The organism is Streptomyces mutabilis (assembly GCF_046628145.1).
Lineage (GTDB): Bacteria > Actinomycetota > Actinomycetes > Streptomycetales > Streptomycetaceae > Streptomyces > Streptomyces mutabilis.
Genome location: NZ_CP176874.1, coordinates 7,206,536 through 7,232,758, shown reverse-complemented (window position 1 = coordinate 7,232,758; position 26,223 = coordinate 7,206,536). Strand labels below are relative to the sequence as shown.

General features: G+C 73.9%; 21 protein-coding genes. 14 read left to right on the top strand and 7 right to left on the bottom strand.

Features of this window, described 5'->3' with window-relative positions; translation table 11 throughout:
• Nucleotides 1-8: 8 nt before the first annotated feature.
• The 8 genes from ACLIN4_RS32405 (at nucleotide 9) to ACLIN4_RS32370 (ending at nucleotide 10,204) form a co-directional block, all read left to right on the top strand.
• The gene (locus ACLIN4_RS32405; RefSeq protein ID WP_411576495.1) at nucleotides 9-1,154 is read left to right on the top strand and encodes a substrate-binding domain-containing protein; all 1,146 of its coding nucleotides are present in this window, start codon (nucleotides 9-11) and stop codon (nucleotides 1,152-1,154) included.
• A 126-nt stretch (nucleotides 1,155-1,280) separates the two neighbouring features.
• Nucleotides 1,281-2,612 carry an ABC transporter substrate-binding protein gene (locus ACLIN4_RS32400; RefSeq protein ID WP_381915319.1) on the top strand — a complete coding sequence of 444 codons (1,332 nt, stop codon included), beginning with the start codon at nucleotides 1,281-1,283 and terminating at the stop codon, nucleotides 2,610-2,612.
• Between the two features lie 25 nt (nucleotides 2,613-2,637).
• Nucleotides 2,638-3,627, top strand: a complete 990-nt coding sequence (locus tag ACLIN4_RS32395; RefSeq protein ID WP_411576494.1) for a carbohydrate ABC transporter permease — start codon at nucleotides 2,638-2,640, stop codon at nucleotides 3,625-3,627.
• On the top strand, nucleotides 3,624-4,487 hold the full coding sequence (locus ACLIN4_RS32390) for a carbohydrate ABC transporter permease (RefSeq protein WP_411576493.1): 864 nt from the start codon (nucleotides 3,624-3,626) through the stop codon (nucleotides 4,485-4,487). Before ACLIN4_RS32395 ends, ACLIN4_RS32390 begins: the two co-directional genes overlap by 4 nt.
• A complete protein-coding gene (locus ACLIN4_RS32385; RefSeq protein ID WP_411576492.1) occupies nucleotides 4,484-5,515 on the top strand; it encodes a hydroxyacid dehydrogenase in 1,032 nt (343 codons plus the stop codon). The genes ACLIN4_RS32390 and ACLIN4_RS32385 overlap by 4 nt, the downstream gene beginning before the upstream one ends.
• Nucleotides 5,512-7,410, top strand: coding sequence for a DUF2264 domain-containing protein (locus tag ACLIN4_RS32380; protein WP_381939298.1), 1,899 nt, complete (start codon nucleotides 5,512-5,514; stop codon nucleotides 7,408-7,410). Before ACLIN4_RS32385 ends, ACLIN4_RS32380 begins: the two co-directional genes overlap by 4 nt.
• Nucleotides 7,411-7,557: 147 nt before the next feature.
• Nucleotides 7,558-7,785, top strand: a complete 228-nt coding sequence (locus ACLIN4_RS32375; RefSeq protein ID WP_411576491.1) for a hypothetical protein — start codon at nucleotides 7,558-7,560, stop codon at nucleotides 7,783-7,785.
• Nucleotides 7,786-7,921: 136 nt separating this feature from the next.
• The gene (locus ACLIN4_RS32370) at nucleotides 7,922-10,204 is read left to right on the top strand and encodes a catalase (RefSeq protein WP_411576490.1); all 2,283 of its coding nucleotides are present in this window, start codon (nucleotides 7,922-7,924) and stop codon (nucleotides 10,202-10,204) included.
• Between the two features lie 54 nt (nucleotides 10,205-10,258).
• Here ACLIN4_RS32370 and ACLIN4_RS32365 read toward each other — a convergent pair whose 3' ends face one another.
• Entirely contained in the window at nucleotides 10,259-11,140 is an 882-nt protein-coding gene (locus tag ACLIN4_RS32365) for a YegS/Rv2252/BmrU family lipid kinase (RefSeq protein ID WP_411576489.1), read from the bottom strand.
• Between the two features lie 67 nt (nucleotides 11,141-11,207).
• On the bottom strand, nucleotides 11,208-12,845 hold the full coding sequence (locus ACLIN4_RS32360) for an FAD-binding oxidoreductase (RefSeq protein ID WP_411576488.1): 1,638 nt from the start codon (nucleotides 12,843-12,845) through the stop codon (nucleotides 11,208-11,210).
• Between the two features lie 69 nt (nucleotides 12,846-12,914).
• Between ACLIN4_RS32360 and ACLIN4_RS32355 the strand changes: the two genes are divergently transcribed.
• Entirely contained in the window at nucleotides 12,915-13,532 is a 618-nt protein-coding gene (locus ACLIN4_RS32355) for a TetR/AcrR family transcriptional regulator (RefSeq protein ID WP_107478436.1), read from the top strand.
• Entirely contained in the window at nucleotides 13,529-15,115 is a 1,587-nt protein-coding gene (locus ACLIN4_RS32350) for a glycerol-3-phosphate dehydrogenase/oxidase (protein WP_289909083.1), read from the top strand. Before ACLIN4_RS32355 ends, ACLIN4_RS32350 begins: the two co-directional genes overlap by 4 nt.
• A gap of 210 nt (nucleotides 15,116-15,325) precedes the next feature.
• Here the strand turns inward: ACLIN4_RS32350 and ACLIN4_RS32345 are convergent, their stop codons facing one another.
• A complete protein-coding gene (locus ACLIN4_RS32345; protein WP_229830340.1) occupies nucleotides 15,326-15,604 on the bottom strand; it encodes a hypothetical protein in 279 nt (92 codons plus the stop codon).
• A 162-nt stretch (nucleotides 15,605-15,766) separates the two neighbouring features.
• On the opposite strand from ACLIN4_RS32345, the gene ACLIN4_RS32340 reads away from it, so the two are divergent.
• Nucleotides 15,767-16,132, top strand: coding sequence for an STAS domain-containing protein (locus ACLIN4_RS32340; protein WP_100047615.1), 366 nt, complete (start codon nucleotides 15,767-15,769; stop codon nucleotides 16,130-16,132).
• Between the two features lie 9 nt (nucleotides 16,133-16,141).
• On the opposite strand, the gene ACLIN4_RS32335 is transcribed toward ACLIN4_RS32340, so the two are convergent.
• Together ACLIN4_RS32335 and ACLIN4_RS32330 are read right to left on the bottom strand one after the other, a co-directional pair.
• Nucleotides 16,142-16,570, bottom strand: coding sequence for an ATP-binding protein (locus ACLIN4_RS32335; protein ID WP_289909084.1), 429 nt, complete (start codon nucleotides 16,568-16,570; stop codon nucleotides 16,142-16,144).
• Between the two features lie 302 nt (nucleotides 16,571-16,872).
• The gene (locus ACLIN4_RS32330; protein WP_411576487.1) at nucleotides 16,873-18,219 is read right to left on the bottom strand and encodes an endo-1,4-beta-xylanase; all 1,347 of its coding nucleotides are present in this window, start codon (nucleotides 18,217-18,219) and stop codon (nucleotides 16,873-16,875) included.
• Nucleotides 18,220-18,455: 236 nt separating this feature from the next.
• On the opposite strand from ACLIN4_RS32330, the gene ACLIN4_RS32325 reads away from it, so the two are divergent.
• Together ACLIN4_RS32325 and ACLIN4_RS32320 are read left to right on the top strand one after the other, a co-directional pair.
• Nucleotides 18,456-21,011 (top strand): SpoIIE family protein phosphatase, encoded by a 2,556-nt coding sequence (locus ACLIN4_RS32325; protein ID WP_107478432.1) that lies wholly within the window; start codon nucleotides 18,456-18,458, stop codon nucleotides 21,009-21,011.
• 88 nt (nucleotides 21,012-21,099) lie between these two features.
• Entirely contained in the window at nucleotides 21,100-23,850 is a 2,751-nt protein-coding gene (locus ACLIN4_RS32320; protein WP_289909087.1) for a SpoIIE family protein phosphatase/ATP-binding protein, read from the top strand.
• 149 nt (nucleotides 23,851-23,999) lie between these two features.
• On the opposite strand, the gene ACLIN4_RS32315 is transcribed toward ACLIN4_RS32320, so the two are convergent.
• Nucleotides 24,000-24,173 (bottom strand): CsbD family protein, encoded by a 174-nt coding sequence (locus ACLIN4_RS32315; RefSeq protein WP_100048302.1) that lies wholly within the window; start codon nucleotides 24,171-24,173, stop codon nucleotides 24,000-24,002.
• 215 nt (nucleotides 24,174-24,388) lie between these two features.
• On the opposite strand from ACLIN4_RS32315, the gene ACLIN4_RS32310 reads away from it, so the two are divergent.
• Nucleotides 24,389-24,535, top strand: coding sequence for a hypothetical protein (locus tag ACLIN4_RS32310; protein WP_107063994.1), 147 nt, complete (start codon nucleotides 24,389-24,391; stop codon nucleotides 24,533-24,535).
• A gap of 25 nt (nucleotides 24,536-24,560) precedes the next feature.
• On the opposite strand, the gene ACLIN4_RS32305 is transcribed toward ACLIN4_RS32310, so the two are convergent.
• A complete protein-coding gene (locus ACLIN4_RS32305) occupies nucleotides 24,561-26,033 on the bottom strand; it encodes an MFS transporter (protein WP_382025315.1) in 1,473 nt (490 codons plus the stop codon).
• Nucleotides 26,034-26,223: the final 190 nt, after the last annotated feature.

Genomic DNA, 26,223 nt, shown 5'->3' with positions numbered 1-26,223 from the left:
GAGGCCTGATGCGGGAGCCGGTCGATCTCAGGCGTCAGCGGATCCTGGCGGCGGTCCAGGCGCGCGGTACCGCGCGGGTGCGCGATCTCGCCGACGAGTTGCAGGTCTCCGTGGTGACGGTGCGCCGCGACGTGGAGGAGCTGACGCGCGAGGGCAGGCTGCGCCGCGGGCACGGCGTCGTGCGGTCGACGCTGCCCGCCCAGGAGGCTCCCGCCAGGGAGGCCGCCGACGGGGACCGGGTGGCGGTGGTGGTGCCGGAACGGCACTCGTACCTGACCGAGACGCTGCACGGGGCCCGCACGGTCCTGGAGGAGGCCGGCGTGCGCCTGGCGCTGCACATCGCGCCCCAGGCGGCGGGTGCCGAACGCCCGCTGGTCGAGCGGGCCCTGGCGGACGGTGCGCGGGGCCTGCTCCTCGCGCCCCGGTGGAACAGCCTGGCCGTCGAGGAGGCCGACCACGGGTGGCTGTCCGGACTGGCGGTGCCGACGGTGCTCATGGAGCGCCGGCCGCGGCGCGGCAGCGCGCCGCACGTGCTGGACTCGGTGTGCTCGGACCACTGGTACGGCGCGCACCTGGCGGTGGAGCACCTGGTCGGGCTCGGGCACCGGCGCGTCGTCTTCGCCACCCGGGACGACAGCCCGACCGCCCGCACGCTGCGGTCCGCGCTGGCCGAGATCGCGGGCGCGCATCCACTGGTGGAGGAGTGGGCCTGGGCGCTGAGCACTCCCGAGTCGGGGCCGGAGGGGCCCTACTCGGCGGACGAGACGGCCGAACTGCCGGTGCTGCTGCGCAAGACGGGGGCGAGCGCGGTCGTGCTGCACGGCGACGTGGACGCGCTGATGATCGTGCAGCGGCTGGCGGCCGAGGGCGTGCGGGTGCCCCGGGACTGCTCGGTCGTGGCGTACGACGACGTGGTGGCCGGTCTCGCCACTCCCCCGCTGACCGCCGTCTCGCCGCCGAGGGCGGAGGTCGGCCGGGTCGCCGCCGAGCTGCTGCTCCGGCGTCTGCGGGAGAGCACTCCCGGGCCCACGCGCCGCGTCGAGCTGCTGCCGCGGCTGATGGTCCGCGGCTCGACCCGGCGAGTGGACGCCGGGGACGGGGACGCGGGCGGCACGGGCGCCACCGGGTCCGGCACGATCACCTCCGATGAATGAGCGTTTGATCGCTTCATTTTCTTCTGATCGATCTATTGACCGTTTGTACCGGAGCCTTCAGGATTCCCGTGTCCCGAACAGTCGGGTCCGCACGCACGCGGGCCCGCAGGAGCCGCGGGAGGCGCCATGCCCGGACGACCCAGCCGTCGCTCCGTGCTCGCCGCGATGGCCGCAGTACCCCTGACAGGAGCCGTGAGCGCCTGCAGCGGGGGGAACGGCGCATCGTCGGCCCGCACGGGCACCACCACGCGCATCACCTTCTGGTCCGCCCTGCGCGGCAGCCAGGAGGTGGTCGACGCCTTCAACCGGACGCACCGCACCGTCCAGGTCGATTTCCAGCAGATCCCCTCCGGTGGGCAGGGCGGCTACGCCAAGCTCAGCAACGCCGCCCGGGCCGGCAACGCGCCCGACGTCGCCACCATCGAGTACCCGCAGGTGCCCGGGTACGCCATCGACGGCGTCGCCCGTGACATCACCGACCTGATAGGCGACGGCCTGCGCCGCAAGCTGCTGCCGCAGGCGCTCGGGCTGACCACCTTCGAGGGCCGGGTGTTCAGCGTGCCGCTGGACGTCGAGCCCATGGTCATGCACTACCGCGCCGACCTCTTCGACGAGTACGGGCTCCGGCCGGCCCGCACCTGGGACGAGTTCGCCGAGCAGGCCGCGACCGTGCGCCGCAAGGCCCCCGACCGCCGGCTGGTGCTGTTCCCCACCGACGGGATGACGCAGTTCGCCTGCTACGCCTGGCAGGCGGGCGCCCAGTGGTTCGACACGTCGAAGGGCGCCTGGAACGTCTCCCTCGCCGACGCGCCGTCCCGACGGGTGGCGGACTACTGGCAGGGGCTGATCGACCGGGACGACGTCTTCATGAACGCCGTGGAGAGCCGTCAGTCCGACGCGCAGATCGGCAACGGACTCGTCCTCACCCGGCTCAGCGGCGCCTGGGACGCGGGTGCGCAGATGAACGCGCGGCCGGGGCAGAAGGGCCAGTGGCGGATCGCGCCGCTGCCGCAGTGGGAACCCGGTAACCCGTCCGCGGGCACGCACGGCGGCTCAACGTTCGCCGTCACCGCGGACAGCCGGCACCCCGAGGCCGCCATGGAGTTCATCGAGTGGCAGGTGTCCCACCCCGACGCCCTGCGGGCCCGGCTGTCCAGCGGCACCAGCAGCCAGTACCCGGCCGCGCCCGGCCTGGTCTCCGTGGGCCGCGACGCCTTCGACCGGTCGTACTACGGCGGTCAGGACATCTACACCCTGTTCGAGCGGGAGGCCGAGAACATCGGCGAGCAGTGGCTGTGGGGGCCGCGGATGAGCGCCACCCAGAAGGTCATGCAGGACTCCTTCGCCCGCGTCAGCGGCGGTCAGGGCTCCCTCGTCGAGTCGCTGCGCGCCGCCCAGGAGGGCACGATGCCCGACCTCAAGGCCCTCGGCCTGTCCACCACCCAGCACAGCACCTGAGCCGACGAAAGGCAGGTGACACCCCATGACCGCGACCACCCACACCCGGGTGCCGGCCGGCGCCTCCCCCGCCACCGCCCCGGCACCCTCCGCGTCGGGCCTGCGCGCCCGCAGAGCCGCCAAGCGCCGGCAACTGACCGCCGTCGGCGTCCTGATGACGCCGTTCTTCGCCCTGCTGGTCACCGTCTTCCTGATCCCCGTCGGCACGGCGGTCTACCTGAGCTTCTTCAGCGACGACCAGCCCGGCCTCGGATTCGGCCCGGAACGCAGGATCTTCGTCGGGCTGCGCTCCTACGCGGCCGTGCTCACCGACCCGACCTTCCTCGGCGGGCTCGGCACGGTCGCCCTGTACTGCCTGATCTACATCCCGCTCATGGTCGTCGGCGCGCTCGCCCTCGCCCTGCTGCTGGACTCCGGCGTGGTCCGGCTGCGGGCCTTCGCCCAGCTCGGCCTGTTCCTGCCGCACGCGGTGCCCGGCATCATCGCGGCGCTGATCTGGCTGTACCTGTACACGCCCGGCATCAGCCCGGTCATCGAGCTGTTCGCCAAGGGTGACATCACGATCGACTTCCTGGGCGTGCACACGGTGCTCCCGTCCATCGTGAACATCGCGCTCTGGAGCAACCTCGGCTACAACATGGTGGTCTTCTACGCCGCGCTTCAGGCCGTGCCGCGCGAGGTGATCGAGGCGTCCGTGGTGGACGGCGCGGGGCCGGTGCGCACCGCGCTCCAGGTGAAGACGCCCCTGGTGCGGGCCTCCATCGTGATGGTCTCGATCTTCACGCTGATCTGGGCGCTCCAGCTCTTCACCGAGCCGATGCTGCTCAGCCAGTCGTCCCCGATGATCAGCTCCCGGTTCTCGCCGAGCATGTACATCTACGACGCGGCCTTCACCCGCAACAACTACAGTCTCGCGGCGGCCGCCTCGGTCGTCCTGCTCGTCTGCACCATCGCCCTTTCCTACGGCGTCACCCGCCTCACCAGCCGCGCCGACGTCGCCGAGGAGGCCCGATGAGCACCACCGACAGCTCCCTGCTCCGCCCCAAGCTGCTGGGCCGGGCGACGGTCAACGCGGTCGTCGCGATCTCCGTGCTGTACACCCTGCTGCCGGTGCTGTGGCTGGTGCTCGCCTCCGCCAAGACCCGGGACGCGCTCTTCAGCAGCGACCTGCTGTCGCTGAGCGACTTCTCCTTCGTGCAGAACCTCCAGGACCTGTTCGCCATGGACGGCGGGCTGTACGGCCGCTGGTACGTCAACAGCCTGCTGTACGCCGTGGTGGGCGCGGCAGTCGGCGCGCTGGTGAGCGTCGCCTGCGGCTACGCCTTCGACAAGTACCGCTTCCGGCACAAGGAGAAGCTGTTCGGCCTGGTCCTGGCGGCGGTCATGGTGCCGCAGACGGTGCTCGCGCTGCCGCTGTACCTGATGGCGTCCGAGGCCGGCCTGGTCAACACCTTCTGGGCGGTGTTCATCCCGGTGCTGTTCAACCCGTTCGGCGTCTACCTCGGACGCATCTTCGCGCAGGGCTACGTACCCGACGAGGTGCTGGAGGCGGCGCGCGTGGACGGGGCGGGCGAGCTGACCACGTACGCCCGGGTGGCGCTCAGGATGCTCGGTCCCGGTCTGATCACCGTCTTCCTCTTCCAGCTGACCGCGATCTGGAACAACTTCTTCCTGCCCATGGTGATGCTGTCCGACCAGGACCTGTATCCGGTAAGCCTCGGCCTGTACCAGTGGAACAGCGCGGCGTCCGTCTCGCCGGAGTACTACCCCGTGGTGATCATGGGTTCGCTGCTCGCCGTACTGCCCCTCATCCTCGCCTTCGTCCTGCTCCAGCGCTTCTGGCGGAGCGGGCTGACCGCCGGAGCCGTCAAGTGACTTCGCACGCCCCCGTCCCCGGTTCCCGGCCGCGCGCCGCCGTGGCCATGTCCCGGGACGCCGCCTCGGCCGTCCTCGACCCGCAGTCCCTCGCCGCGTTCCGCAGGATCTGCGACCTCGCGCCCTTCCCGGTCCTGGACGACCTGTCCACGCCGCGGGCCAGGTCCGTGCTGGCCGACGTGGACCTGCTGATCACCGGCTGGGGCTGCCCGCGGCTGGACGAGGACGTGCTGCGGGCCGCGCCGCGGCTGCGGGCCGTGGTGCACACGGCGGGCAGCGTCCGCGGGCACGTCACCGAGGCGTGCTGGGAGCGGGGCATTGAGGTCTCCTCGGCCGCCGCTGCCAACGCGCTGCCGGTGGCCGAGTACACGCTCTCCATGATCCTGCTCACCGGCAAGCGGGTGCTGGAGCGGGCCCGCGACTACCGGGCGTCCCGGGAGCGCGGCAACTGGCTGCGCACCCCGCGCGGCGTGGGCAACTACCGCCGCACGGTCGGCATCCTCTCGGCGTCGCTGATCGGCCGCCGGGTCGTCGAACTGCTCCGTCCGCACGACGTCGACGTCCTCCTGCACGACCCCTTCGTGAGCGACGCGGACGCCGCCGAACTCGGTGTCGAACTCGTGGGGCTGCCCGACCTGTTCGCCCGCTGCGACACGGTCAGCGTGCACACCCCGCTGCTGCCCTCGACCCGCAGTCTGGTCGGCCGGGCGCTGATCGACGCGATGCGGACAGACGCGGTGCTCATCAACACCTCCCGGGGCGCGGTCGTCGACCAGGAGGCGCTCACGGACGCCGTCCTGGCGGGCCGCGTCCGGGCGGTGCTGGACGTCACCGACCCCGAGGTCCTGCCGCCGGACCACCCCCTGTGGGACTGCGAGAACGCGCTGATCACGCCGCACCTCGCCGGCTCCGAGGGCAACGAGTGGCGGCGCCTGGCCGACCTGGCGCTCGCCGAGACGACCCGCTGGGCGTCCGGCGCCGGTTTCCTCCATCCCGTACGACGCGAAAGGCTGGCGTTCCTGGCATGACCATCCCCTTCGAACTGCCCACCGAGGACCGTGCGCCGAGCCCGTACACCGGTTGCACCCGGGCCCACTGGGAGGCCGTCGCGGACGGGCTGCTGTGGGCCGCGTGGCGCTGGGGCACCCCGGGTTGTGCCCTGCTCGACCTGCCGGGGCGACCCTCGCGCTCGGGCGTGCGCTCCGACGGTCTGGAGGGCTTTGCCCGGACCTTCCTGGCGGCCGCCTTCCGGGTCGCGGGCGCGGACGGCGACGACCCGCACGGCTGGCTGGACCGGTATGCCCGCGGCCTCGACTCCGGCACCCGGACGCCCGGCCGCGAGGACACCGAGTCCTGGCCGCTGATCCTCGACCACGACGTGCAGGGCCAGCCGATGGTCGAGTCGGCGTCGGTCGCGCTCGGGCTGCGGCTGACCGCGCCCTGGCTGTGGAAGAACCTCGACGCCGGGGTGCAGGACCGGGTCGAGGCATGGCTGCGCGGGGCGCTCAGGCACGTGCCGGCGCCGAACAACTGGTACCTGTTCCCGTACACGGTCGCCGGGTTCCTGGAGTCGGTCGGCCGCGGGGACGCGGAGACGGCGGCGGCCCGTGGCCGGGCGCTGGAGCTGCTGGAGGGCTGGTACCGGGGCGAGGGCTGGTACGCGGACGGCGACGGTCGTGCCTTCGACCACTACAACGGCTGGGCGCTGCACCTGTACCCGGTCCTGGACGCCCACCTGGCCGGCGACACCGGACCGGTCGCCGCCCGGTACGGGGAGCGGCTGCGCACGCACCTCGAGGGCTACGCGCTGATGTTCGGCGGGGACGGGGCGCCGCTGCACTACGGCCGTTCGCTCGCCTACCGCTTCGCGGCCTCCGCCGCGGTGGGCCTGGGCGCGGTCACCGGGTACACGCCGCTGTCGCCGGGCGTCTCGCGGCGCCTGGTGAGCGGGAACCTGCGGTACTTCCTGGAGCGCGGGGCCCTGACCGACGACGGGCTGCTCAGCCTGGGCTGGCACGGGCCCCACGAGGCCACCCTCCAGTCGTACTCGGGCCCCGCCTCCCCCTACTGGGCGTCGAAGGCGTTCGTGTCGCTCCTGGCGCCCGCCGGCCACCCCCTGTGGACGGCCACGGAGGAGGCGGCCCCGGTGGAGGAGGCGGACCGCGTGCTCGCCCTGTCCGCGCCCGGGCTGCTGGTCCAGGCGACGCGCGCCGACGGGATCGTACGGCTGCACAACCACGGCAGCGACCACGTCCGGCCGCACGAGGGCGAGTCGGCCGCGGCGGACGACCCGCACTACGGCCGACAGGCCTACTCGACCCGGACCGGCCCCACCGCCGGCACGAACGTCGCGGACAACCATCTCTCGGTGGAGGTGAACGGCCGCGGCAGCGTGCGGCGTCGCATCCACCCGCTCGGCGCGGGACAGGGCGACGGCTGGGGCTGGGCGGCGTCCTGGCACCGGCCGGTGTTCACCGACGGTCCCCCGATGGTGCCGGGGCTGCGGGTGGAGAGCGTGACCGTGGCGAAGGGAGCGTACGAGCTGCGGGTGCACCGCGTGACCGGGGCGCCGCCCGGTGCACGCCTCACGCACACCGGATGGGCCACCGGTCCCGAGGAACCCCTGGTCTCGGCGCTGCACGGGCTGCACGGCTGGAGCCCCGAGCCCGAAACCGTTCGCGCCCCGCAGGGCACCGCGTTCACGCCGTGGGCCGAGCTGCCCCGGCTGACCGGGGACGCGGGCGGCGACTCCCTGCACGTCTGCCTGGCCGCGCTCACGGGCGAGCCGGGGCCCGGCCCCCTGGGGGACGCCGTCACGGAGGTCGTGCCCGGCGGCCGGGAGGTCGAGGTCGTCTGGGCGGACGGCGGCGGGCGCACCCGCGTCTCGTTCGAGCCGGTGCGGGTGACGCACACGGCGGACTGACGCCCTCCTCCGCTCCGGGAAGGCGTACGGGCAAGGGCCCCGACCGGCACCACAGGTCGGGGCCCTCCCTCGTGCGCGCGTCTGAGGTGGCGGACCGCACCTGACCCGGTGACGCTGGAACCGCACCGGCGAGAAGGAGCCCCACTCATGCGCAAGTCCACGTGGGCCGTGGTCGCGGCCCTGACCGTGCCGGTGCTGTGCGCGGCTCCCGCCGAGGCCTTCGTGCCCCGTACCGCCCACCTTCCGGCCGACGTGACGGCGACCGAGTGCGTCCGGGGCGGCGGAGTGATCATCATCTCGGTCGACCAGTCGGGGACGGGCTCCTTCACGAAGCGCTGTCAGGGCGGCGTGCACGACGGGGAGTCCGTCACCTGAGACGACCGCGTCCATTCCCTCGCGCCCATGCCTTGAGTCCCGCTCGCTGGGTACGCGGTCACGGCCCACCACGGCAGTCGGTACCCGAACACGACCGGCCGCGTGCAGCGGCCCGCCCAGAACGGAGAAGAGGCTGATGAGCGAGGCCAACCCCCTCAAGCGGGTAGCCCACAAGGTCACCGAGAGCCTGCAGGGCGAGGGTGGCGGACCGGCGGACGGCATCCCCGGCAAGCCCGGGGCCGAGTCGCCGCCCGTCGCCGAACCCACCGAGCCCCGGGAGCCGCTGCCCCCGAAGCCGGACCAGAGCGGCCCGGACACCGTCTCGCCGACCGGCCAGCCCACCGGCGCCGACCAGGCCCGGGTGGCGCAGTCCGGCGCCTACCTGACGAACGCTCAGGGCACCCGGCTGTACGACACCGACCACTCGCTGAAGGCGGGGCCGCGCGGTCCCGTGCTGCTGCAGGACCACCACCTGCGCGAGAAGGTCATGCACTTCGACCACGAGCGCATCCCGGAGCGTGTGGTGCACGCCCGTGGCGCGGGCGCGCACGGCGTCTTCCAGAGCTACGGCACGGCGGCCTCCGTGACCAAGGCCGGGTTCCTCGCGGCGGACGTGGAGACGCCGGTGTTCACGCGGTTCTCCACGGTGGTCGGCTCCCGGGGGTCGTCGGACACCGTGCGGGACACCCGCGGGTTCGCGACGAAGTTCTACACCAGCGAGGGTGTCTTCGACCTGGTCGGCAACAACATCCCGGTCTTCTTCATCCAGGACGCGATCAAGTTCCCGGACGTGGTGCACGCCGCCAAGCCGCATCCCGACCGGGAGATCCCGCAGGCGCAGAGCGCGCACGACACCTTCTGGGACTTCGTCTCGCTGCACACCGAGGCGACCCACCACACCATCTTCTTCATGGGTGACCGCGGCATCCCGCGCTCCTACCGGATGATGGAGGGCTTCGGTGTCCACACCTTCCGGCTGGTCAACGCCGCGGGTGAGACGACGCTGGTGAAGTTCCACTGGAAGCCGAAGCTGGGCGTGCACTCCCTGGTGTGGGACGAGGCGCAGCTCATCAACGGCGTCGACCCGGACTTCCACCGCCGGGACCTCGCCGACGCCATCGAGGCGGGCGCGTACCCGCAGTGGGAGCTGGGCATCCAGACCTTCCCCGACACCCCGGAGCAGACCTTCGAGGGCATCGACCTGCTGGACCCGACCAACCTCGTGCCGGAGGAGCTGGCGCCGGTGCAGCCGGTGGGGTTGCTGACCCTCAACCGCAACCCGTCCAACTTCTTCGCCGAGACCGAGCAGGTCGCCTTCCACGTGGGCCACCTGGTGCCGGGCATCGACATCACCGACGACCCGCTGCTGGCCGGCCGGCTGTTCTCGTACCTGGACACGCAGATCACCCGTCTCGGCGGCCCGAACTTCCCGCAGCTGCCCGTCAACCGCCCGCAGGCGCCGGTCAACGACATGCTGCGCGACGGCATGCACCAGACGGCCGTGCACCGGGGGGTGGCTCCCTACCGTCCCAACTCCCTGGACGGCGGCTGCCCGTTCACGGCCGGCGCGGCCGAGGGCGCGTACGTCGAGGCGCCGGTACGGGTCCCGGAGGCGACGAAGGTGAGGGAAGCGCCGGAGTCGTTCGCGGACCACTTCAGCCAGCCGCGGCGGTTCTGGCTGAGCATGAGCTCGGTGGAGCGCGAGCACATCATCGGCGCGTACACCTTCGAGCTGGGCAAGTGCTACGAGCAGGCCGTCCGCGAGCGGACCCTCCAGGTCCTGGCCAACATCGACCCCGAGCTGTGCGCGGGCGTCGCCGAGGGTCTCGGGCTGCCCGCCCCGCAGCCGACGGTGCCGCTGGCCGACGTCGAGCCCAGCCCGGCGCTCTCCCAGGTCGGCCGCACCTGGCCCACCGACGGCAGGGTGATCGGCATCGTGACGGGCGGCGCCGACCTGGAGGGCGTGAACGCCGTGCGGCAGGCGGTGCTGAACGCGGGGATGGTGCCGCTGGTGGTGGCGCCGACCGGCGGCACCCTGGGCTCGGGCGACGCGGCGCTGACGGTCCAGCGCAGCTATGTCACCGCGCGCTCCGTCGAGTTCGACGCCGTGCTGCTCGCCGGGGCGCCGGACATGGGCGGCGACGCGTACACGCCGCGGGACTACAAGGCCGGGCCCGCGCCCGCGACGCCGGGGACGACGACCGACCCGCGGGTGAGCCTGCTGGTGTCGGAGGCGTTCCGGCACGGCAAGGCGATCGGCGTCTGGGCGGGCGGCGAGGTCGCGCTGGAGGCTTCGGGCGTGCCCGCCGACGCTCCCGGTGTGGTCGTCGCCGACTCCGGCACGGCGGCCCTTGAGCAGGTCACCGAACTGCTGGGCTCCCACCGGGTCTGGGAACGGTTCACCACCCCCCGGGGCTGAGTGCCGCGTCCGCCGGGCCGGTCACCGAGGGCGGTGGCCGGCCCGGCGGCGTGTTCAGCACAGGACGCGCAGCGCCCCGGGCAGCACCCTGGCGGTGACCGGGACGACGGCCTCGACCTCGCCGTCGGCTCCGTAGGGGACGGCACGGTCGGCCTCGATGCGGACCTCCCGGCCGCGCAGGACGCGGACCTGGGGGCGGCGGACGTGGGCGCCCGACCCCAGCTCGTTCATGAGGGCGAAGAACAGCCGCCGGGGCGCCTGGTGGATCATCACGACGTCCAGCAGGCCGTCGTCCACCCGGGCCGAGGGTGCGATGCGGCGGTTGAAGCCGTAGTAACCGGAGTTGGCGGCCACCGTCGTGTAGCCGGTGAACGCGTGTTCCTCGCCGTCGACGGTGACGCGGTAGCGGGTGGCGCGCCAGCCGGCGACGGCGCGCAGCGCGCCCGAGTAGTAGGAGGCGGTGCCGCGCAACAGGCGGGCGTGGTTGGCGTGGCGGTTGGCGAGCGCGTCGACACCGGCGTAGACGCTTCCGAGCACGACGGTGCGGTCGTGGACCGCCGAGGTGACCTCGATGGTGTCGACGGGTCGCGGCTCGCCCCGCAGCAGCACCTCGGCGAGGGCGGCGGGCTCGGTGGGCAGGCCCAGGGCCCGCGCGAAGTCGTTGCCGCGGCCGGCCGGGACCAGACCCAGCGGTGCCCCGGTGCCGCTGAGGGCGCCGCCTATCCCGCCGGCCATGCCGTCCCCGCCGACGGCGAGCACCACCCGGTCCCGCTGCCCGGCCCGCCGGGCGATCTCCCGGGCGTGGTCGAGGCTGCGGCTGTACTCGGTCTCCAGCCCGGCACCCGCCTCCCGCAGCAGCCGGGCGACCCCGAGCAGGGCTGCGGCCGAGGTGGCGCCGCCCGCGGTCGGGTTGACGACGGCGGTGAACTGTCGCATCGATGTGCCTCCGGGCTGACGAGTGGTGCCGGACAGTTGTCTCACGGGTGGGGGTGGGTCGTGTGTCTCACGGGTGGGGGTGCGTCGTGGGCGCGGGCCGGTCGCCGGGCAGCAGGACCCCCGGACTGAGCAGTCCCGCCGGGTCCAGGCTCCGCTTGACGGCGCGCAGGGCCGCCACGCCGAGGGGCCCCGCCTCCCGGACGTACCAGTCGCGGTGGTCGGTGCCGACGCCGTGGTGGTGGGTGATGGTGCCGCCCGCGGCGAGGATCGCCTCGTTGGCGGCGTGCTTGGCGCGGCTCCAGTGCGCCAGGGGGTCCTCGCCCTGGGCCGAGACGACGGTGAAGTAGAGGGAGGCGCCGTTCTCGTAGACGTGCGAGATGTGGCACATGACCAGCGGCGGGGTGTCGGCCCCGGTGAGGGTGCCGGTGAGGGCGTCGCGGACCGCGGCGTACAGGGTGGGGATCTTGGACCAGTAGGTCGCCGTCTCCAGCGTCTCGGCGAGCGCCCCGGCGTCGAGCAGCGAGTCGCGCAGGTACGGCGCCGAGTAGCGGCCGTGGGCCCAGCGCTCCCCCGGCTCGTCCCCGGCGAAGATGCCGCCGCACTCGCGCAGGACGGCGGCGGCGCCCTCGCGGCGGTGCGCGGTGTCCCCCTCGGTGCCCTCGAAGCCGACGACCGCGAGGCAGCCGGCGTCCTGCCGCTCCAGGGAGGCGCCGATGGCGTCGGGCTGGGCGAGGCCGATCAGCGTCTCCGTCTCGTCCGAGAGCCGCAGCACCGTCGGGCGCGGTCCGTCCTGGGCGAGGCGGCGCAGGGCGGCGGCGCCCGCGTCGAAGCTGGCGAAGCGCCAGCCCTCGTAGCGGCGCACCTCCGGCAGGGGGCGTATGCGCACGGTGACCGAGGTGATGACGCCGAAGGCTCCCTCGGAGCCCAGGACCAGCTGGCGCAGGTCGGGTCCGGCGGCCGAGCGCGGGGCGCGGCCGGTGTCGAGGGTGCCCTCGGGGGTGGCGAGGGTGAGGCCGAGGACCATCTCGTCGAAGCGGCCGTAGCCGGCCGAGGCCTGTCCGCTGGAGCGGGTCGCGGCGAAGCCGCCGATGGTGGCCCACTCGTAGGACTGGGGGAAGTGGCCGAGGGTGTAGCCCCGTTCGGCGAGCAGCGCCTCGGCCTCGGGGGCGCGCAGACCGGGTTGCAGGGTGGCGGTGCGGGACACCTCGTCGAGGTCGAGCAGGCGGTTCATGTGCCGCAGGTCGAGGGCGACGAAGTCGGCGGGCCCGGACCGGCCTTCGGGGGCGAGGCCGCCGACGACGGAGGTGCCGCCGCCGAAGGGGACGAGGGCCAGGCCGTGCCGGGCGCAGGCGTCGAGTACGGCCAGCACCTCGTCGTGGCTGTCCGGGAGGACGACGGCGGCCGGGGCGTCGGTGGTGTCGCCGGTCCGCATCCGCAGCAGGTCGGGGGTGGACTTGCCGCGGGTGTGGCGGACCCGGGTCTCGGTGTCGGTGCGCACCCGTTCCGGACGGTCGCCGACGGCGGTCTCCAGCGCGCGGCAGGCGGCGGCGTCCAGCGGTGACGCGGCCACGCCGGTCTCCTCCAGCGGGACGGGGGCGGCGTCGCGGGGCTTGACGCCGAGCAGTTCGCGCAGCACACCGGTCACCGTGTCGGGCAGCGGCGTCGCCCTGGCCGGGTCGCCCCAGCCGTTCCACAGCATGTCCATGGCCTGTCGTCCTCGCGGTCGGTTCGGGGATGCCGTCTCTGCGGCCTCACGGGCGTTACACTGTTACACATGACGCCTAATCGTCACAACAACTCGGGACGGCAGAACACCTCGGACAACGACACGGTGCTGGACGCCGTGCGCGACTGCGTGCTGGCCGTCGGGGTCCGCCGCACGACGATGACCGACGTGGCCCGCCGCGCCGGCGTCTCCCGGATGACGCTGTACCGGCGCTGGCCCGACGTGCGGACCCTGGTCGGCGACCTGATGACCCGCGAGTGGATCGCGGTGGCCACCGGGGCCATCCCGGAGCCGCGGCCGGGCCTTGCCACCCGCTCACGCATCGTCGAGGGACTGGTGACCGGCGTGGAGGCGTTCCGCGCGCATCCGCTCCTCCGCAAGATCGTCGACGTCGATCCCGAGCTCCTGCTGCCCTACGTCCTCGACCGGCGCGGGGCGAGCCAGGAGGCCCTGCTGGAGCTGCTGGCCGGCGCGCTGGCCGAGGGGCACGCCGACGGGTCGGTGCGCCCGGCCCACACCGGACGGCAGGCACGGTCCGTACTGCTGATCGTCCAGTCCTTCGCCCTGTCGCTCCGCACCATGACCGACGAGGACGACGCCGAGCTGACCCACGCGGCCTTCCTCGGTGAACTGCGCACCATCCTGGAGAGGACCCTCGCACCATGAGCCCGACCAGCAGCAGCCCCGCCGCCGGGGCCTCCCTGTCCGCCGCTCGGCGCTCACGCGAGCTCACCGAGGCGGTGAGCGGTCCCGTCGTGGACGTCCTGGTCGTCGGGCTCGGCGCGACGGGTGCCGGGGCCGCCCTGGACGCCGCGGCCCGGGGTCTGAGCGTGGTCGCCGTGGACGCCCACGACCTGGCTTTCGGCACCTCCCGCTGGAGTTCCAAGCTGATCCACGGCGGCCTGCGCTACCTCGCCTCCGCGCAGCTGGACGTGGCCCACGAGAGCGCGGTCGAGCGCGGGGTGCTGATGGAACGCACCGCGCCCCACCTGGTGCACGCCCAGCCGTTCGTGCTGCCGCTGACGCCACTGGTCTCCCGCGGCCAGGCCGCGCTGGCGTGGGCCGGGTTCCGGGCCGGCGACACCCTGCGGCTGGCGGCGCGCACCGCGCGGGCCACACTGCCCGCGCCGCGCCGGCTGTCCGCCGTGGAGACCCGTCACCTGGCCCCCGCCCTCCGCTCCGACCGGCTGCGCGGCGGGCTGCTGTCCTGGGACGGCCGGCTCACGGACGACGCCCGCCTGGTGACCGCGCTCGCCCGGACCGCCGCCGCGCGCGGAGCCCGGATACTGACCCGGACGCGGGCACTGGAGCTGACCGCGTCCGGGGCCCGGATACGCGACGAACTCACCGGGGAGGAGGGCGAGATCCGCGCCCGCGCGGTGATCAACGCCTCCGGCGTGTGGGCCGGTGCCCTCGTCGACGGCATCCGCGTCCGCCCCTCCCGCGGCACCCACCTGGTCCTGCGCTCCGACCGGCTCGGCCCGCTGCCCGCCGGCCTGCACGTGCCGGTCCCCGGGGAGACCAACCGCTTCGTCCTGGTCCTGCCCCAGGGCGACGGGCGGGTCTACGTCGGTCTGACCGACGAGCCCGTGGACGGGGAGGTGCCGGACGTTCCCGAGGTGCCCGAGACCGACGTGGGTTTCCTGCTGGACGTGCTCGGTTCCGTGCTGGACGTGCCCGTGCGCCGCGAGGACGTGGTGGGGACCTTCGCGGGTCTGCGTCCGCTGCTGGACACGACGTCCGCCGACCGCTCCGACGGTGCTCCCCGCACGGCGGACGTCTCCCGCCGGCACGCGGTGCTCACCTCCTCGGAGGGCGTGATCACCGTGGTCGGCGGCAAACTCACCACGTACCGGCGCATGGCCGAGGACGCCGTGGACGCCGCCGTCGCCGCCCGCCGCCTCGACGCCGGCCCGTCCCCCACCGCCGCGCTGCCACTGGTCGGCGCGGCCGCACCGCACGCCCTGGCCGCGCTGCGGGCACCGCGCCGCCTGGTCCGGCGCTACGGCACCGAGGCACCGGCCGTCCACGCCCTCACCGCCCGCGACCCCCGGCTCGGCGAGCGCCTCCTCGCGGACCACCCGGTCACCGGCGCCGAAGTCGTCTGGGCGCTGCGCCACGAAGGGGCCCTCGACGAGTCCGACCTCCTCGACCGCCGCACCCGCATCGGCCTGGTCCCCGAGGACCGGGCGGCGGCACTGGACGCGGTGCGCGCTCTGGTGGGCGAGGCGATGGCCGGGCGGGCGTGACACACACCCGGCGCCCGCGCGCAGCACGACGCTCGACCGGCACCGACAGGACGGGCGCCACCCGAGGCGGGTGACCGCGCTCCCGGACGGCGAGGGGGAGTCCCGCACCCTGCGGGATGCGGGACTCCCCGACGTGCCGACCGTTCCGGATGCTCCGGAACGGTCGGACGGGCCCGAAGGCACGTTCACGGGCCGGACGGCCACCGTCGGTCAGGTGCCCTGACCTCCGTCCTGGACGGCCTTGCGGACCTTCGCCTCGATCTTGTGCCGGGACTGACCACCCTCCTTCACGTACTCCGTCATCGCGGTCTGCGCGTCCCGGTCCAGGTCGCGCCAGGCCCGTACGGCGGTCTCGTAGGTGTTCGACTGCCGCGGGGTCCACTGATGCTGCGTGGGAGGCCCGTACGAGTCCCGCAGCGTCTCGACCCGGTGGCGTGCCTGGTCCGCCGCGCGACGCTTGTGCACGAGCTCCTCGAATGTGTGAGCCACCACACCTCGACCGTAGTCAGAGGAACGCCTTCTCGCGCGCCGAACCCGAGCCGCGGGTCCCGCGGGGCCCCGGCCTGTGCGCAACCGGCGCGCGCCGGCCCCGCAGGGCCTAACATCGAGCCACCGACGACGGGCCGGGCATATGCGGGAGATGAGGGAAACGTGGCGGACATCGAGGGAGCGGCGGTACCGGAGCGGCTGCTGATAACCCGCACCACCGGAGGCGACGGCGTCAGCGTCGTCAGCATCGCCGGGGAGGTCGACCTCGACGGCAGCAGCCAGCTCCGCGACGTGCTGCTGTCCTGCGTGCTCACGGCGCCGGGCACGGTGGTCGACTTCGGGGAGGTGGCCTTCCTGGACTCCAGCGGCATCAACGTGCTCATCTCCGCCCACCAGGCCGCCGAGACCCGCGGCGTCTGGTTCCGGCTCGCCGCACCCCAGCCTGCCGTCGAGCGCGTACTGCGGCTCGTGGGGGTCGACACCCTCATCGACTGCTTCCCCACCGTCGAGCAGGCCCTGGCCGCCTGAGTCCCGGCGTCAGCGCAGCGGCAGGCGGGCGTAGACCGTCTTGCCCGTCGCGTTCGGCTTGGTGATGACCTCGTCGCACAGGCGCGTCACGATCTCCAGCCCGTGCCGGCCGACCCGCAGGGGATCGCGGGGCAGGAACGTGGGGTACCCCTCCCCCGTGTCCGACACGGCGATCTCCACGCCGTCGTCGACCAGGGTCAGCTCCAGCCGGCAGGGCCCGGGCGCGTGCCGGAGCGCGTTCGTCACCAGCTCGCTGGCGACCAGGCGGGCGGCGTCCAGGAAGCTGTCGGCCGGATCCACACCCCGCTCCACGAGCCGGTCGACGAAGCCGTGCACGACGTCCCTGGAGGCCGGGATCATCGCCGATCCGCCCCTGAACTCCACCACCGAGGACACGACCGAGGCGCCCGCGGCATCGGGTCTGTGCGCCGGAGTCATACAGAGCCTCACCGTCCGGTCCGGGGCCGGGTAGGGAAAGCGCTGACCCCGGCCTTTCACGATACGCACCGGGGCACCTGTCACAGCCCCTTTGCCCCAACTTCCGCCGGACGCGCCGTTTTTCGGACAGTCCTGGACCGAGTACGCCGGAAAGGACGCCGTCCCGGTCGCTCGCGGGCACGGCGACGGTCGCCACGGGGCGCACCGGGCCGCCTCCGACACCTTGGGGTGACGGCGGCCCGGTGCGCCGGGTCGGGTCAGGTCAGGTCAGGTCAGGTCAGGTCAGGTCAGGTCAGGTCAGGTCAGGAAACGGTGCAGCCGCCCACGACGGGCGCGGCGTCGCTGCCGTTCTTCGCCACCGTGAACCCGAAGCTGGTCGACGCGCCGGCCGCCAGGGTGCCGTTCCAACTCGGCCGCGCCGTCATGACGTTGCCGCTCCAGGTCGGTACGGCGTTCCAGGTGGCCTGGACCCGCTGCGGCGAGGCGAAGGTGAGGGTCGCCGCCCAGGAGCCGATCGGTTCGCTGCCCGCGGTGATGGTGACCTGGCCGTTGTAGCCGCTGCTCCAGTCCGCGGTCCTGGTGTAGGTGGCGGTGCAGGTCGCCGTGCCCCCGCCCGGGTTCCCGCCGCCGCCCGAGCCGCCGAGTGCGGACAGGACGGCGTCGTAGGCGGGCTTGGCGGCGTAGTTCCCGTCGAACAGCAGCGGGGTGCCGCCGCTGCGCCACGAGTACTTGTCGGTGACGCCCCACACCGTGATGCCGGTGCAGCGGTCCACGGCGAGGCAGGCCTCGACCACACGGGCGTAGCTGTCGGCCTGGGCGGCGCCGGAGCCCTCGATGTCGAGTTCGGTGATCTGCACGTCGACGCCGAGGTCGGCGAAGCGCTGGAGGTTGGCCCGGAGGTCGGAGGGGACCGGGGAGTTGCTGTTGAAGTGGCCCTGGAAGCCGACGCAGTCGATGGGTACGCCGCGGGACTTGAAGTCCTTGACCATGTTGTAGACGGCGGTGCTCTTCGCGTTGACACCGTCGGTGTTGTAGTCGTTGTAGCAGAGCTTGGCGGCCGGGTCGGCGGCGCGGGCGGTGCGGAACGCCTCCTCGATGTAGCCGTCGCCCAGCTTGTCCTGGAAGGGCGAACTGCGCCTCGCTCCGCTGCCGCCGTCCTGGAACGCCTCGTTGACGACGTCCCAGCTGTGGATCTGGCCCTTGTAGTGGCCCATCACGCGGTTGATGTGGTTGTTCATGGCGCTGCGCAGGTCGGCCGCGCCCAGGCCGCCCACCCAGGAGGGCAGTTGGGAGTGCCAGACGAGGGTGTGGCCTCGTACGTCCATGCCCTGGGCCTGTGCGTGGTTCACGACCTGGTCGGCCGCCGAGAAGGTGAAGGTGCCGCGGGTGGGCTCGGTGGCGTCCCACTTCATCTCGTTCTCGGGGGTCGCGGAGTCGAACTCGCGGTTCAGCGTGGAGACGTAGTCGGTCTCGCCGAGGTGGCTCGCCGCGACGGCGGTGCCGAAGTAGCGGCCCTGGGCCGCTGCCGCGGAGCCGAGTGTGTCGGCGGTCTCGGCGGCCTCGGCGGAGTGCGCCGCGGCCGTCAGCGCCGCCGCGGCGACGAGCGCGGCGGTGGCCGCTCTCGACAGACGAAACGAAGTCATGCGCATGTCATCCCGTTCCTCGAATCGGTGTGCGGGAGCCGTTCGGAGCCGCCAGGAGGAGCCGCCGCTCCGAAAGTTTCGGAATGATTTCCGAATGTCGCGGAGGAGGTTACGGACTCCCGTCCTCGAGGTCAACGCCCCGTCACGGTCACCCGTGCGGCCCGACCGCGTGCGCCACCCAGGCGGGGTGGCGCATTCTTGCTGTGTCGCCCGCGTGACGGCGCACGGACGAGGTGGGGCCGATGAGTGCAGGCGCCGAGGACGCAGGCCGGATGCCCAGGAGGCTGACGGCGCTGCTCGTCGACGCCTCCACCCGCGCGATCCGCGCCGCCGGTGGCTACGCGGGCGGGATCTACCTGCCCTCCCGCACGCCCGGTCTGCTGCGGCTGGCCGTACTCGCCGGACTGCCCGGGCCGCTCTTCCGGCCCTGGTGGCGGCTGCACACCGACAGCGCGTTCCCGGTGGCCGACGCCTACCGGCTCGGCACGCGGGTGGTGCTGCCCAACGCGGCCGAGACGATGCGCCGTTACCCGCAGTTCGCGGCCGGCCTGCCGTTCCCCTTCGGGTCCCTGTACGTGCCCGTCGCCGGTGCGGCGCGGACGTACGGCGTCCTGACCGTGCTGCGGCCCTCCGCCTCCGACACCGCCGAGTTGCTGGAGGGCGTGGGCCGGATGGAAGAGCTGGCGCGGGAGCTCGGCGCGGGGCTGGAGCGGTCGGCCGGGGACCGGCGCGCACAGCCCGCGCTCTGGGACGGCGAACCGCTGTGCCTGCGGCCGCCGCCGTCCGCACGGCATCCGCAACGCGCCGGAAGTTTCGCCTGGGACCCCGCCACCGGCGCCGTCACCGTCGACGAGCCGCTGTGCGACCTGCTCGGCGTGGCGGAGGACGCCCACGCCCCCCTCACCACCCTCGACGCGCTCACCGGCACGCTGGCTCCCGACGACGGGCACCGGGTCGCCGCGGCACTGCGGCAGACCGCCGACGGCGGACCGCCCCCGCTGCCCCTGTACGTGCGCGGCGCCGACGGCGCGCTGCGTCTGGTCGAACTGTGGAGGCCGCCGGCGGCGCCCCTCGCCGGCGGCCCCGTGCGGGGTGTCGTACGCGAGCCCTCGGACGGCACCGTGGCGGACGCCGCCGCCGACCTGCTGCCGGACGGCGTGTTCTGCCTGGACCGGACGGGCACGATCGTCTACGTCAATCCGCGCGCCGCCCGGCTGCTGGGCCTGCCGCGGTCCCGGCTGCTCGGCCACTCCCTGTGGGAAGCCGTGCCCTGGCTGGACCGGGCCGGCTACGAGGACCACCTGCGCGGCGCCCTGCTCTCGCCGGACCCGGTCCGCTTCCACGTCCGGCGCCCGCCCGACGACAGTCGCCGGGCCGCCCCGCAGCCCTACGAGGGCGACTGGCTCGCGGTCTCCGTGCATCCCGGCCGGGACCTCCTGACGGGAACGGTCCGTCCGGCCAACCGGGTGGCCGACGCGTCCGCCGGCCTCGCACCCGAGCACGGCACGCCGGAAGCGGCGCCCGGAGCCCGGGACGCCGCACCCGCCGGCGTCGCCACCACGCCGCCCGTGTACCGGCCCATCGTCCTGGCCCTGGCCCTGACCGAGGCGGTCACCGCCCGCCAGGTGTCCGCCGTGGTCGTACGGGAACTGCTGCCGGCGTTCGGCGGCCGACGGCTCGCCATCTACCTGCTCCAGGAGCGGCACCTGTACCTGGCGTGGGAGACGGGCTTCCCGCCCGGTTTCCTCGCGCCCTTCGAGGGGGTCGGACTGGACGCCCGTCTGCCCGGGGTCGAGACGCTCACCAGCGGCCGTCCGCTCTTCTTCGACTCCATGCAGGCGCTGGCCGCCGCCTACCCCGGCATCCCGCTGGACGCCACGGAGGGCGCCCGCGCCTTCCTGCCGCTGATCGCCTCCGGCCGCCCGGTCGGCTCCTGCATCCTCGGCTTCGACCGGGCCCGCGGTTTCGGCACCGAGGAGCGCGCGGTGCTCACCGCCCTCGCCGGGGTGATCGCCCAGGCGATGGAGAAGGCCAGGCGGTACGAGTCCGAGACCGCGCTCGCCCGCGGACTGCAACGGGCACTGCTGCCCCGCCGGCTCCCGGCGCACCCGCTGCTGGAGACCGCCGGGCGCTACCTGCCCGGCACCCAGGGCATGGACGTGGGCGGGGACTGGTACGACGTCGTCGCCTCCGGCGACGGCATGGCCCTGGTCATCGGCGACGTGCAGGGGCACGGCGTGCCGGCGGCGGCCACGATGGGCCAACTGCGCAGCGCCGTACGCGCCTTCGCCCTCGGGGACCGACCGCCCGACGAGGTCCTCGGCGGCGTCAACCACCTGTTGACCGATCTGGACCCGGGCCTGTTCGCGAGCTGCTGCTACATCCGGCTCGACCCGGCCACCGGACGGGCCCGCGCGGCCCGCGCGGGGCACCCGCCGCCGCTGCTGCGCCACCCGGACGGACGCACCGAGACGCTGGACCTGCCCGGCGGCATGGTGCTCGGCGTGGACCCCGGTACGCCCTATCCGCTGACCGAGTTCCGGGTCGAGCCCGGCGCCGTGCTCGCCCTGTACACGGACGGGCTGGTGGAACGGCCCGGCACCGACATCGACGACGGCATCGCGGCCCTCGGGCTGGCCCTCGCCGGGGCCGACGCGTCCGGGGCACCCGCGGGCAGCCGTTCGCTGGCGGACGTCGCCGACCGGCTCACCGGCACCGCCCGCCAGGCCGCGGACCGCCCCGACGACATCGCCCTGCTGCTCGCCACCCGCCGCTCGCGGCACCGGAGTCCCCGGTGAGCCGGGGTCCCGCGCGGCCCGGGCCGGGCCCTTCCGTCACCGGGGGCACCCCTCGCCTCCTCGGGCGCGGCAGTGTAGACATGGGCACATGGTCCGACTGATGGGTCGATCGGGAGAGCGGTCACCCCGTCGTCCCAGAGGTTCGCTCGCCCGGGTCCGGCGGGACGCGGACCGGTCACGGCGAGGGGCGGGCGCGGGACGGCGAGGACGCGCGGCGGCGCTGCGCTCCGCCCTGTCCGGGCGCAGTGTGGCCGGCCAGGTCTTCGCCATGAACGTGTTCATCGTGCTGCTGCTCGTGGTGGCGGCGGCGGTCGCGCTCGTGCTCCAGGTGCGGCACGACAGCGAGGTGGAGGCCCGCAACCGCTCCGTCGCCGTGGCCGCGACGTTCGCCGACTCCCCCGGCATCCGCGAGGCGCTGCGCAGCCCCGATCCCACCGCCGTGCTCCAGCCCCGGGCCGAGGCGGCGCGCAGGGCGACGGGCGTGGACTTCATCGTCGTCATGAACACCGACGGCATCCGGTACACCCACCCCAAGCCCGACCGCATCGGCAAGCAGTTCGTGGGGAACATCGCCCCCGCCCTGGCCGGGGAGACGGTGACCGAGGAGATCGAGGGGACCATCGGCCCGCTGGTCCAGGCCGTCGTGCCGGTCGAGGCGCCCGACGGCGAGGTGGTGGGCCTGGTGTCGGCCGGCATCACCACGGAGAACGTGGGCGGCGCCGCCGACCGGCAGCTGCCCCTGGTGCTGATCGTGGCGGGCGTCGGACTGGCCCTGGCGACGGCCGGCACCGCGCTGGTCAGCCGGCGGCTGCTGCGGCAGACGCACGGCCTGGGACCGCACGAGATGACCCGGATGTACGAACACCACGACGCCGTGCTGCACAGCGTCCGCGAGGGCGTGCTCATCGCCGGCCCCGACGGCCGTCTGCTGCTCGCCAACGACGAGGCGCAGCGCCTGCTCGACCTGCCCGCCGACGCCGAGGGACGGTACGTCCTGGACCTCGGGCTGCCGGACGACACCGCGGAGCTGCTGGCCTCCGGCCGGGTCGCCACGGACGAGGTGCACCTCGTCAAGGACCGGCTGCTGGCGGTCAACCAGCGGCCCACGGACGTACGCGGCGGCCCCGCCGGCAGCGTCGCCACACTCCGTGACTCGACCGAGCTGCGGGCCCTGTCCGGGCGGGCCGAGACCGCCCGGGAACGCCTGGACATCCTGTACGCCGCCGGTGTCGGCATCGGCACCAGCCTGGACGTCACCCGTACCGCCGAGGAACTGGCGGAGCTGGCCGTTCCCCGGTTCGCGGACTACGTGAGCGTGGACCTGTTCGACGCCGTGCTGGCCGGTGGCCAGCCGGGGAGCGCGGCCCGGCTGAGCCGCGCCGCGCTCAGCGGCATCCGCGAGGAGGTCCCGCTCTACCCGGTGGGCCGGCAGATCCGCTTCGTGGCCTCCTCCCCGCAGGGCCGTTCGCTGGAAACGGGCCGGCCCGTGCTCGAACCCCGCCTGGACGAGGCCCCGGGCTGGCAGGCACAGGACCTCGAACGCTCCGCGCAGGTGGTGGCGTACGGCGTCCACTCACTGATCACCGTGCCGCTGCGGGCGGGCAGCCTGGTGCTCGGGGTGGTCAGTTTCTGGCGTTCGGTCAAGCCCGAGCCGTTCGACGAGGACGAGCTGGCGCTCGCCGAGGAACTGGTCGCGCGGGCCGCGGTCTCCATCGACAACGCACGCCGCTACACCCGCGAGCACAGCATGGCGGTGACCCTCCAGCGCAGCCTGCTCCCGCGGCGGATGCCCGAGCAGAACGCCCTCGACATCGCCTACCGGTACCTGCCCGCGCAGGCGGGGGTCGGCGGCGACTGGTTCGACGTGCTGCCGCTGTCGGGGGCGCGGGTGGCCCTGGTCGTGGGTGACGTGGTCGGGCACGGGCTGCACGCGGCGGCCACCATGGGGCGGCTGCGGACGGCGGTGCACAACTTCACCTCGCTCGACCTGCCGCCCGACGAGCTGCTCGGCCTGCTGGACGAGCTGGTCGGCCGCATCGACCAGGACGAGGCGGCCGACGACAGCGCCCCCGTCACCGGCGCGACCTGCCTGTACGCCATCTACGACCCCGTCGCCGGCGTCTGCGTGATGGCCCGCGCGGGTCATCCGCCGCCGGCGCTGATCCGGCCCGACGGCACGGTGGAGTTCCCGGAGGTGCCCGCCGGTCCGCCGCTGGGCCTGGGCGGCCTGCCGTTCGAGACGACCGAACTCCACCTGGCGGAGGGCAGCCGGCTGGTGCTGTACACCGACGGGCTGGTCGAGACCCGGGAACACGACATCGACGTCGGCCTCGAACATCTGCGCCAGGCGCTGGAGACGGCCGGCGAGTCACCGGAGGAGACCTGCCGGACCGTCCTCGACGCCCGCCTCCCGGACCGGCCGGGCGACGACATCGCCCTGCTCGTGGCCCGCACCCACGCGCTCGGCCCCGACCGGGTGGCCGAATGGCAGGTCCCGAACGACCCGGCGGCGGTCGGCGAGATCCGCTCCCAGGTCAGCCGGCGGCTGGCCGAGTGGGGGCTGGACGAGCTGGCGTTCACGACCGAGCTGATCCTCAGCGAGCTGGTCACCAACGCGATCCGGTACGGCGGTGAGACCGTCCAGGTCCGGGTGGTGCGGGACCGCAGCCTGATCTGCGAGGTGTTCGACAGCAGCAGCACCTCGCCGCACCTGCGCTACGCGGCCATGACGGACGAGGGCGGCCGCGGTCTCTTCCTCGTCGCGCAACTCGCCGAGCGCTGGGGGACCCGGTACACACCGGCCGGCAAGGTCATCTGGGCGGAGCAGCCGGCGCCCTGAGGGGGCGCCGCGGCGCTCACGGAGGGGGCGCCTTCCCCCATCGGCCGACCCACCGCCGGAAGCGGTCCCGCCGCCGGGCACGACGCGGGCCGCGGAACCGGCCGTGTGCCGGGTGCCGCGGCCCGCGTGCGTCCGTCGCGCTTCCGGTGTCAGTGCCGGAACGCGTCCTTGCCCTTCTCCTTGGCCTGCCGGGCATCGCCCTTGGTCTGCTCGGCGCGGCCCTCGGCCGTCATGCGCTCGTTGCCGACGGCACGTCCGACGGCTTCCTTGGCCTTCCCCTTGGCCTGCTCCGCCTTGGCCTTGGACTTCTGGTTGCCGGCCACTGTGTCACCTCTCGGCGTTCGCTTGCGGTGTCCTGCCCTGCGGGTCGCCCGGCACGGCGGCGTCAAACCCGGCGGCGCCCCGCGGGGTGACCGGGCGATGGCGGGGTAGGCGGTCGGCAGGGAAGACCCGGAGACCCGGAGACCCGGAGACCCGGAGACCCGGAGACCCGGAGACCCGAAGACCCGAAGACCCGTAGTCGACTCGGAGGAACGTCATGGCCGGAGTACTGGACCGGATCAAGCGGTTCGCGCGCAGCCCGCAGGGCCGCCGGGCGACGGAGCAGGTGCGTCGGGCCGCCGCGGACCCGCGTCGGCGGGCCCAGGCCCAGCAGATGCTGCGGAAGTTCGGGAAGCGGCGCTGAGCGGCCGGGCCGCGCCGGCGCCCCCTCAGCCCTGACCCGCGTGGGTGTGGCTGTGGGACCGCTCGGGCGGACACCGCCCGGCGCGGCCCGAGCGGTCCCGTCGCAGGTCGAGGACCGCGACGGTCAGCGCGCACAGCATGGCGGCGACGCCGGAGCCGACCGACAGGGCCACCGCCTCGCGGTAGTCGTCGTGGGTGGCGTTCAGTGTCAGGTGGAACAGTCCCGGCAGTGCGGCGGTGCCGACGGCGCCTCCCAGTCGCTGCCCCGTCTGCAGGGCGCCCCCGGCGGCGCCCGCCATCCGCACCGGGACGTCCCGCAACGTCATCGTGATGTTCGGGGAGATCACACAGCCGCTGCCCAGCCCGCCGACCAGCAGGGCGGGAGCCGCGAACCACACGGCCCGGTCGGAAGGCACGAGCCACAGCAGCACGGCGGTGGTGCCCAGTCCCGCCATGACGGCCACCAGTCCCCAGACCGTCAGCAACCGCCCCAGCCGCTCGACCAGCCGGCCCGCCACGGCCGCGGCGGCGGCGGAGCCCACGGCGAACGGGGTCACCGCCAGGCCGGACAGGAGCGGCGAGTAGCCGAGGCCGTTCTGGAAGAAGAGCGCGAAGACCAGCCACACCCCGCTGAAGCCGACGAAGTACAGGGCGGCCAGACCCGCGCCGGTGGCGTAGCCGCGGGTCTCGGTGAGCAGACCGGGATCGAGCAGCGGTTCCCCGTCGCGGCGGGCCACCCGCCGTTCCCAGTGAGCGAAGGCGACCAGGAGGAGCAGCCCCGCCGGGAACAGCCACCACACCCTGCCGACCCCGCCGCCCTCCGCGAGCACCAGCGGCAGCATCAGGGCCAGGATGCCGGCGCCCAGGAGCACCACTCCCACGGGGTCCAGCCGTTGCCGGCCACCACCGGGGGCCACCCGGGGCAGGAGGCGGAGGCCGAGCACGAAGGCGAGAACGCCGACCGGCACGTTGACGTAGAAGATCCAGCGCCAGCCCCCGGAGCCCGCCAGTGCCAAAATCAGTCCGCCGACGACCGGCCCCACCGCGCTGGAGACGCCGACGGTGGCGCCGAAGAGTCCGAAGGCGCGTCCGCGCTCCGCGCCCCGGAACAATTGCTGGATCAGCGCCGAGTTCTGCGGTGCGAGGCTGCCCGCGGCGACCCCCTGGGCGAGCCGGGCGACGACCAGGAGTTCGATGCCGGGCGCGGCCCCGGCCGCGGCGCTGAAGACGACGAACGCGGCCAGGGCGGCCAGGAAGACGCGGCGCCTGCCGAACGTGTCCCCGATCCGGCCGGCGGTGACCAGCGTCAGGGCGAACGCGAGGGCGTACCCGGACACGACCCACTGCACCGACGCCGCCGAGGCGTGCAGGTCCCGTTGCACGGAGGGCAGGGCGACCGCGACGATCGTGACGTCCAGCAGGGTCATGAAACCGGCGACCAGCGTCACCCACAGGGCCCGCCACCGGTTCGGATCCGGGTGGTCGTCCGGACGATGCACCGGGGCTCCCCTCGTGAGGTGGACGCGATCGCCTGCCTCACGCCTGCGTCACCCGGTGACCGGGGTTCAAACCCCGTGAACCCGTCCCGGCACCCGGGGCAAAGTCAGGCCATGACATCCCATAAGATCGACTTATGGGCTCATAGACCGGACCCGCGTACCGACTTAGGCTTGCCTTAGCTTAGGCTTC

Bases quoted from the DNA above. Each gene is read 5' to 3' on its own strand.
- ACLIN4_RS32405 (WP_411576495.1), top strand. From the start codon at position 9: ATGCGGGAGCCGGTCGATCTCAGGCGTCAGCGGATCCTGGCGGCGGTC.
- ACLIN4_RS32400 (WP_381915319.1), top strand. From the start codon at position 1,281: ATGCCCGGACGACCCAGCCGTCGCTCCGTGCTCGCCGCGATGGCCGCA.
- ACLIN4_RS32395 (WP_411576494.1), top strand. From the start codon at position 2,638: ATGACCGCGACCACCCACACCCGGGTGCCGGCCGGCGCCTCCCCCGCC.
- ACLIN4_RS32390 (WP_411576493.1), top strand. From the start codon at position 3,624: ATGAGCACCACCGACAGCTCCCTGCTCCGCCCCAAGCTGCTGGGCCGG.
- ACLIN4_RS32380 (WP_381939298.1), top strand. From the start codon at position 5,512: ATGACCATCCCCTTCGAACTGCCCACCGAGGACCGTGCGCCGAGCCCG.
- ACLIN4_RS32375 (WP_411576491.1), top strand. From the start codon at position 7,558: ATGCGCAAGTCCACGTGGGCCGTGGTCGCGGCCCTGACCGTGCCGGTG.
- ACLIN4_RS32370 (WP_411576490.1), top strand. From the start codon at position 7,922: ATGAGCGAGGCCAACCCCCTCAAGCGGGTAGCCCACAAGGTCACCGAG.
- ACLIN4_RS32365 (WP_411576489.1), bottom strand. From the start codon at position 11,140: ATGCGACAGTTCACCGCCGTCGTCAACCCGACCGCGGGCGGCGCCACC.
- ACLIN4_RS32360 (WP_411576488.1), bottom strand. From the start codon at position 12,845: ATGGACATGCTGTGGAACGGCTGGGGCGACCCGGCCAGGGCGACGCCG.
- ACLIN4_RS32355 (WP_107478436.1), top strand. From the start codon at position 12,915: ATGACGCCTAATCGTCACAACAACTCGGGACGGCAGAACACCTCGGAC.
- ACLIN4_RS32350 (WP_289909083.1), top strand. From the start codon at position 13,529: ATGAGCCCGACCAGCAGCAGCCCCGCCGCCGGGGCCTCCCTGTCCGCC.
- ACLIN4_RS32335 (WP_289909084.1), bottom strand. From the start codon at position 16,570: ATGACTCCGGCGCACAGACCCGATGCCGCGGGCGCCTCGGTCGTGTCC.
- ACLIN4_RS32330 (WP_411576487.1), bottom strand. From the start codon at position 18,219: ATGCGCATGACTTCGTTTCGTCTGTCGAGAGCGGCCACCGCCGCGCTC.
- ACLIN4_RS32325 (WP_107478432.1), top strand. From the start codon at position 18,456: ATGAGTGCAGGCGCCGAGGACGCAGGCCGGATGCCCAGGAGGCTGACG.
- ACLIN4_RS32320 (WP_289909087.1), top strand. From the start codon at position 21,100: ATGGTCCGACTGATGGGTCGATCGGGAGAGCGGTCACCCCGTCGTCCC.
- ACLIN4_RS32310 (WP_107063994.1), top strand. From the start codon at position 24,389: ATGGCCGGAGTACTGGACCGGATCAAGCGGTTCGCGCGCAGCCCGCAG.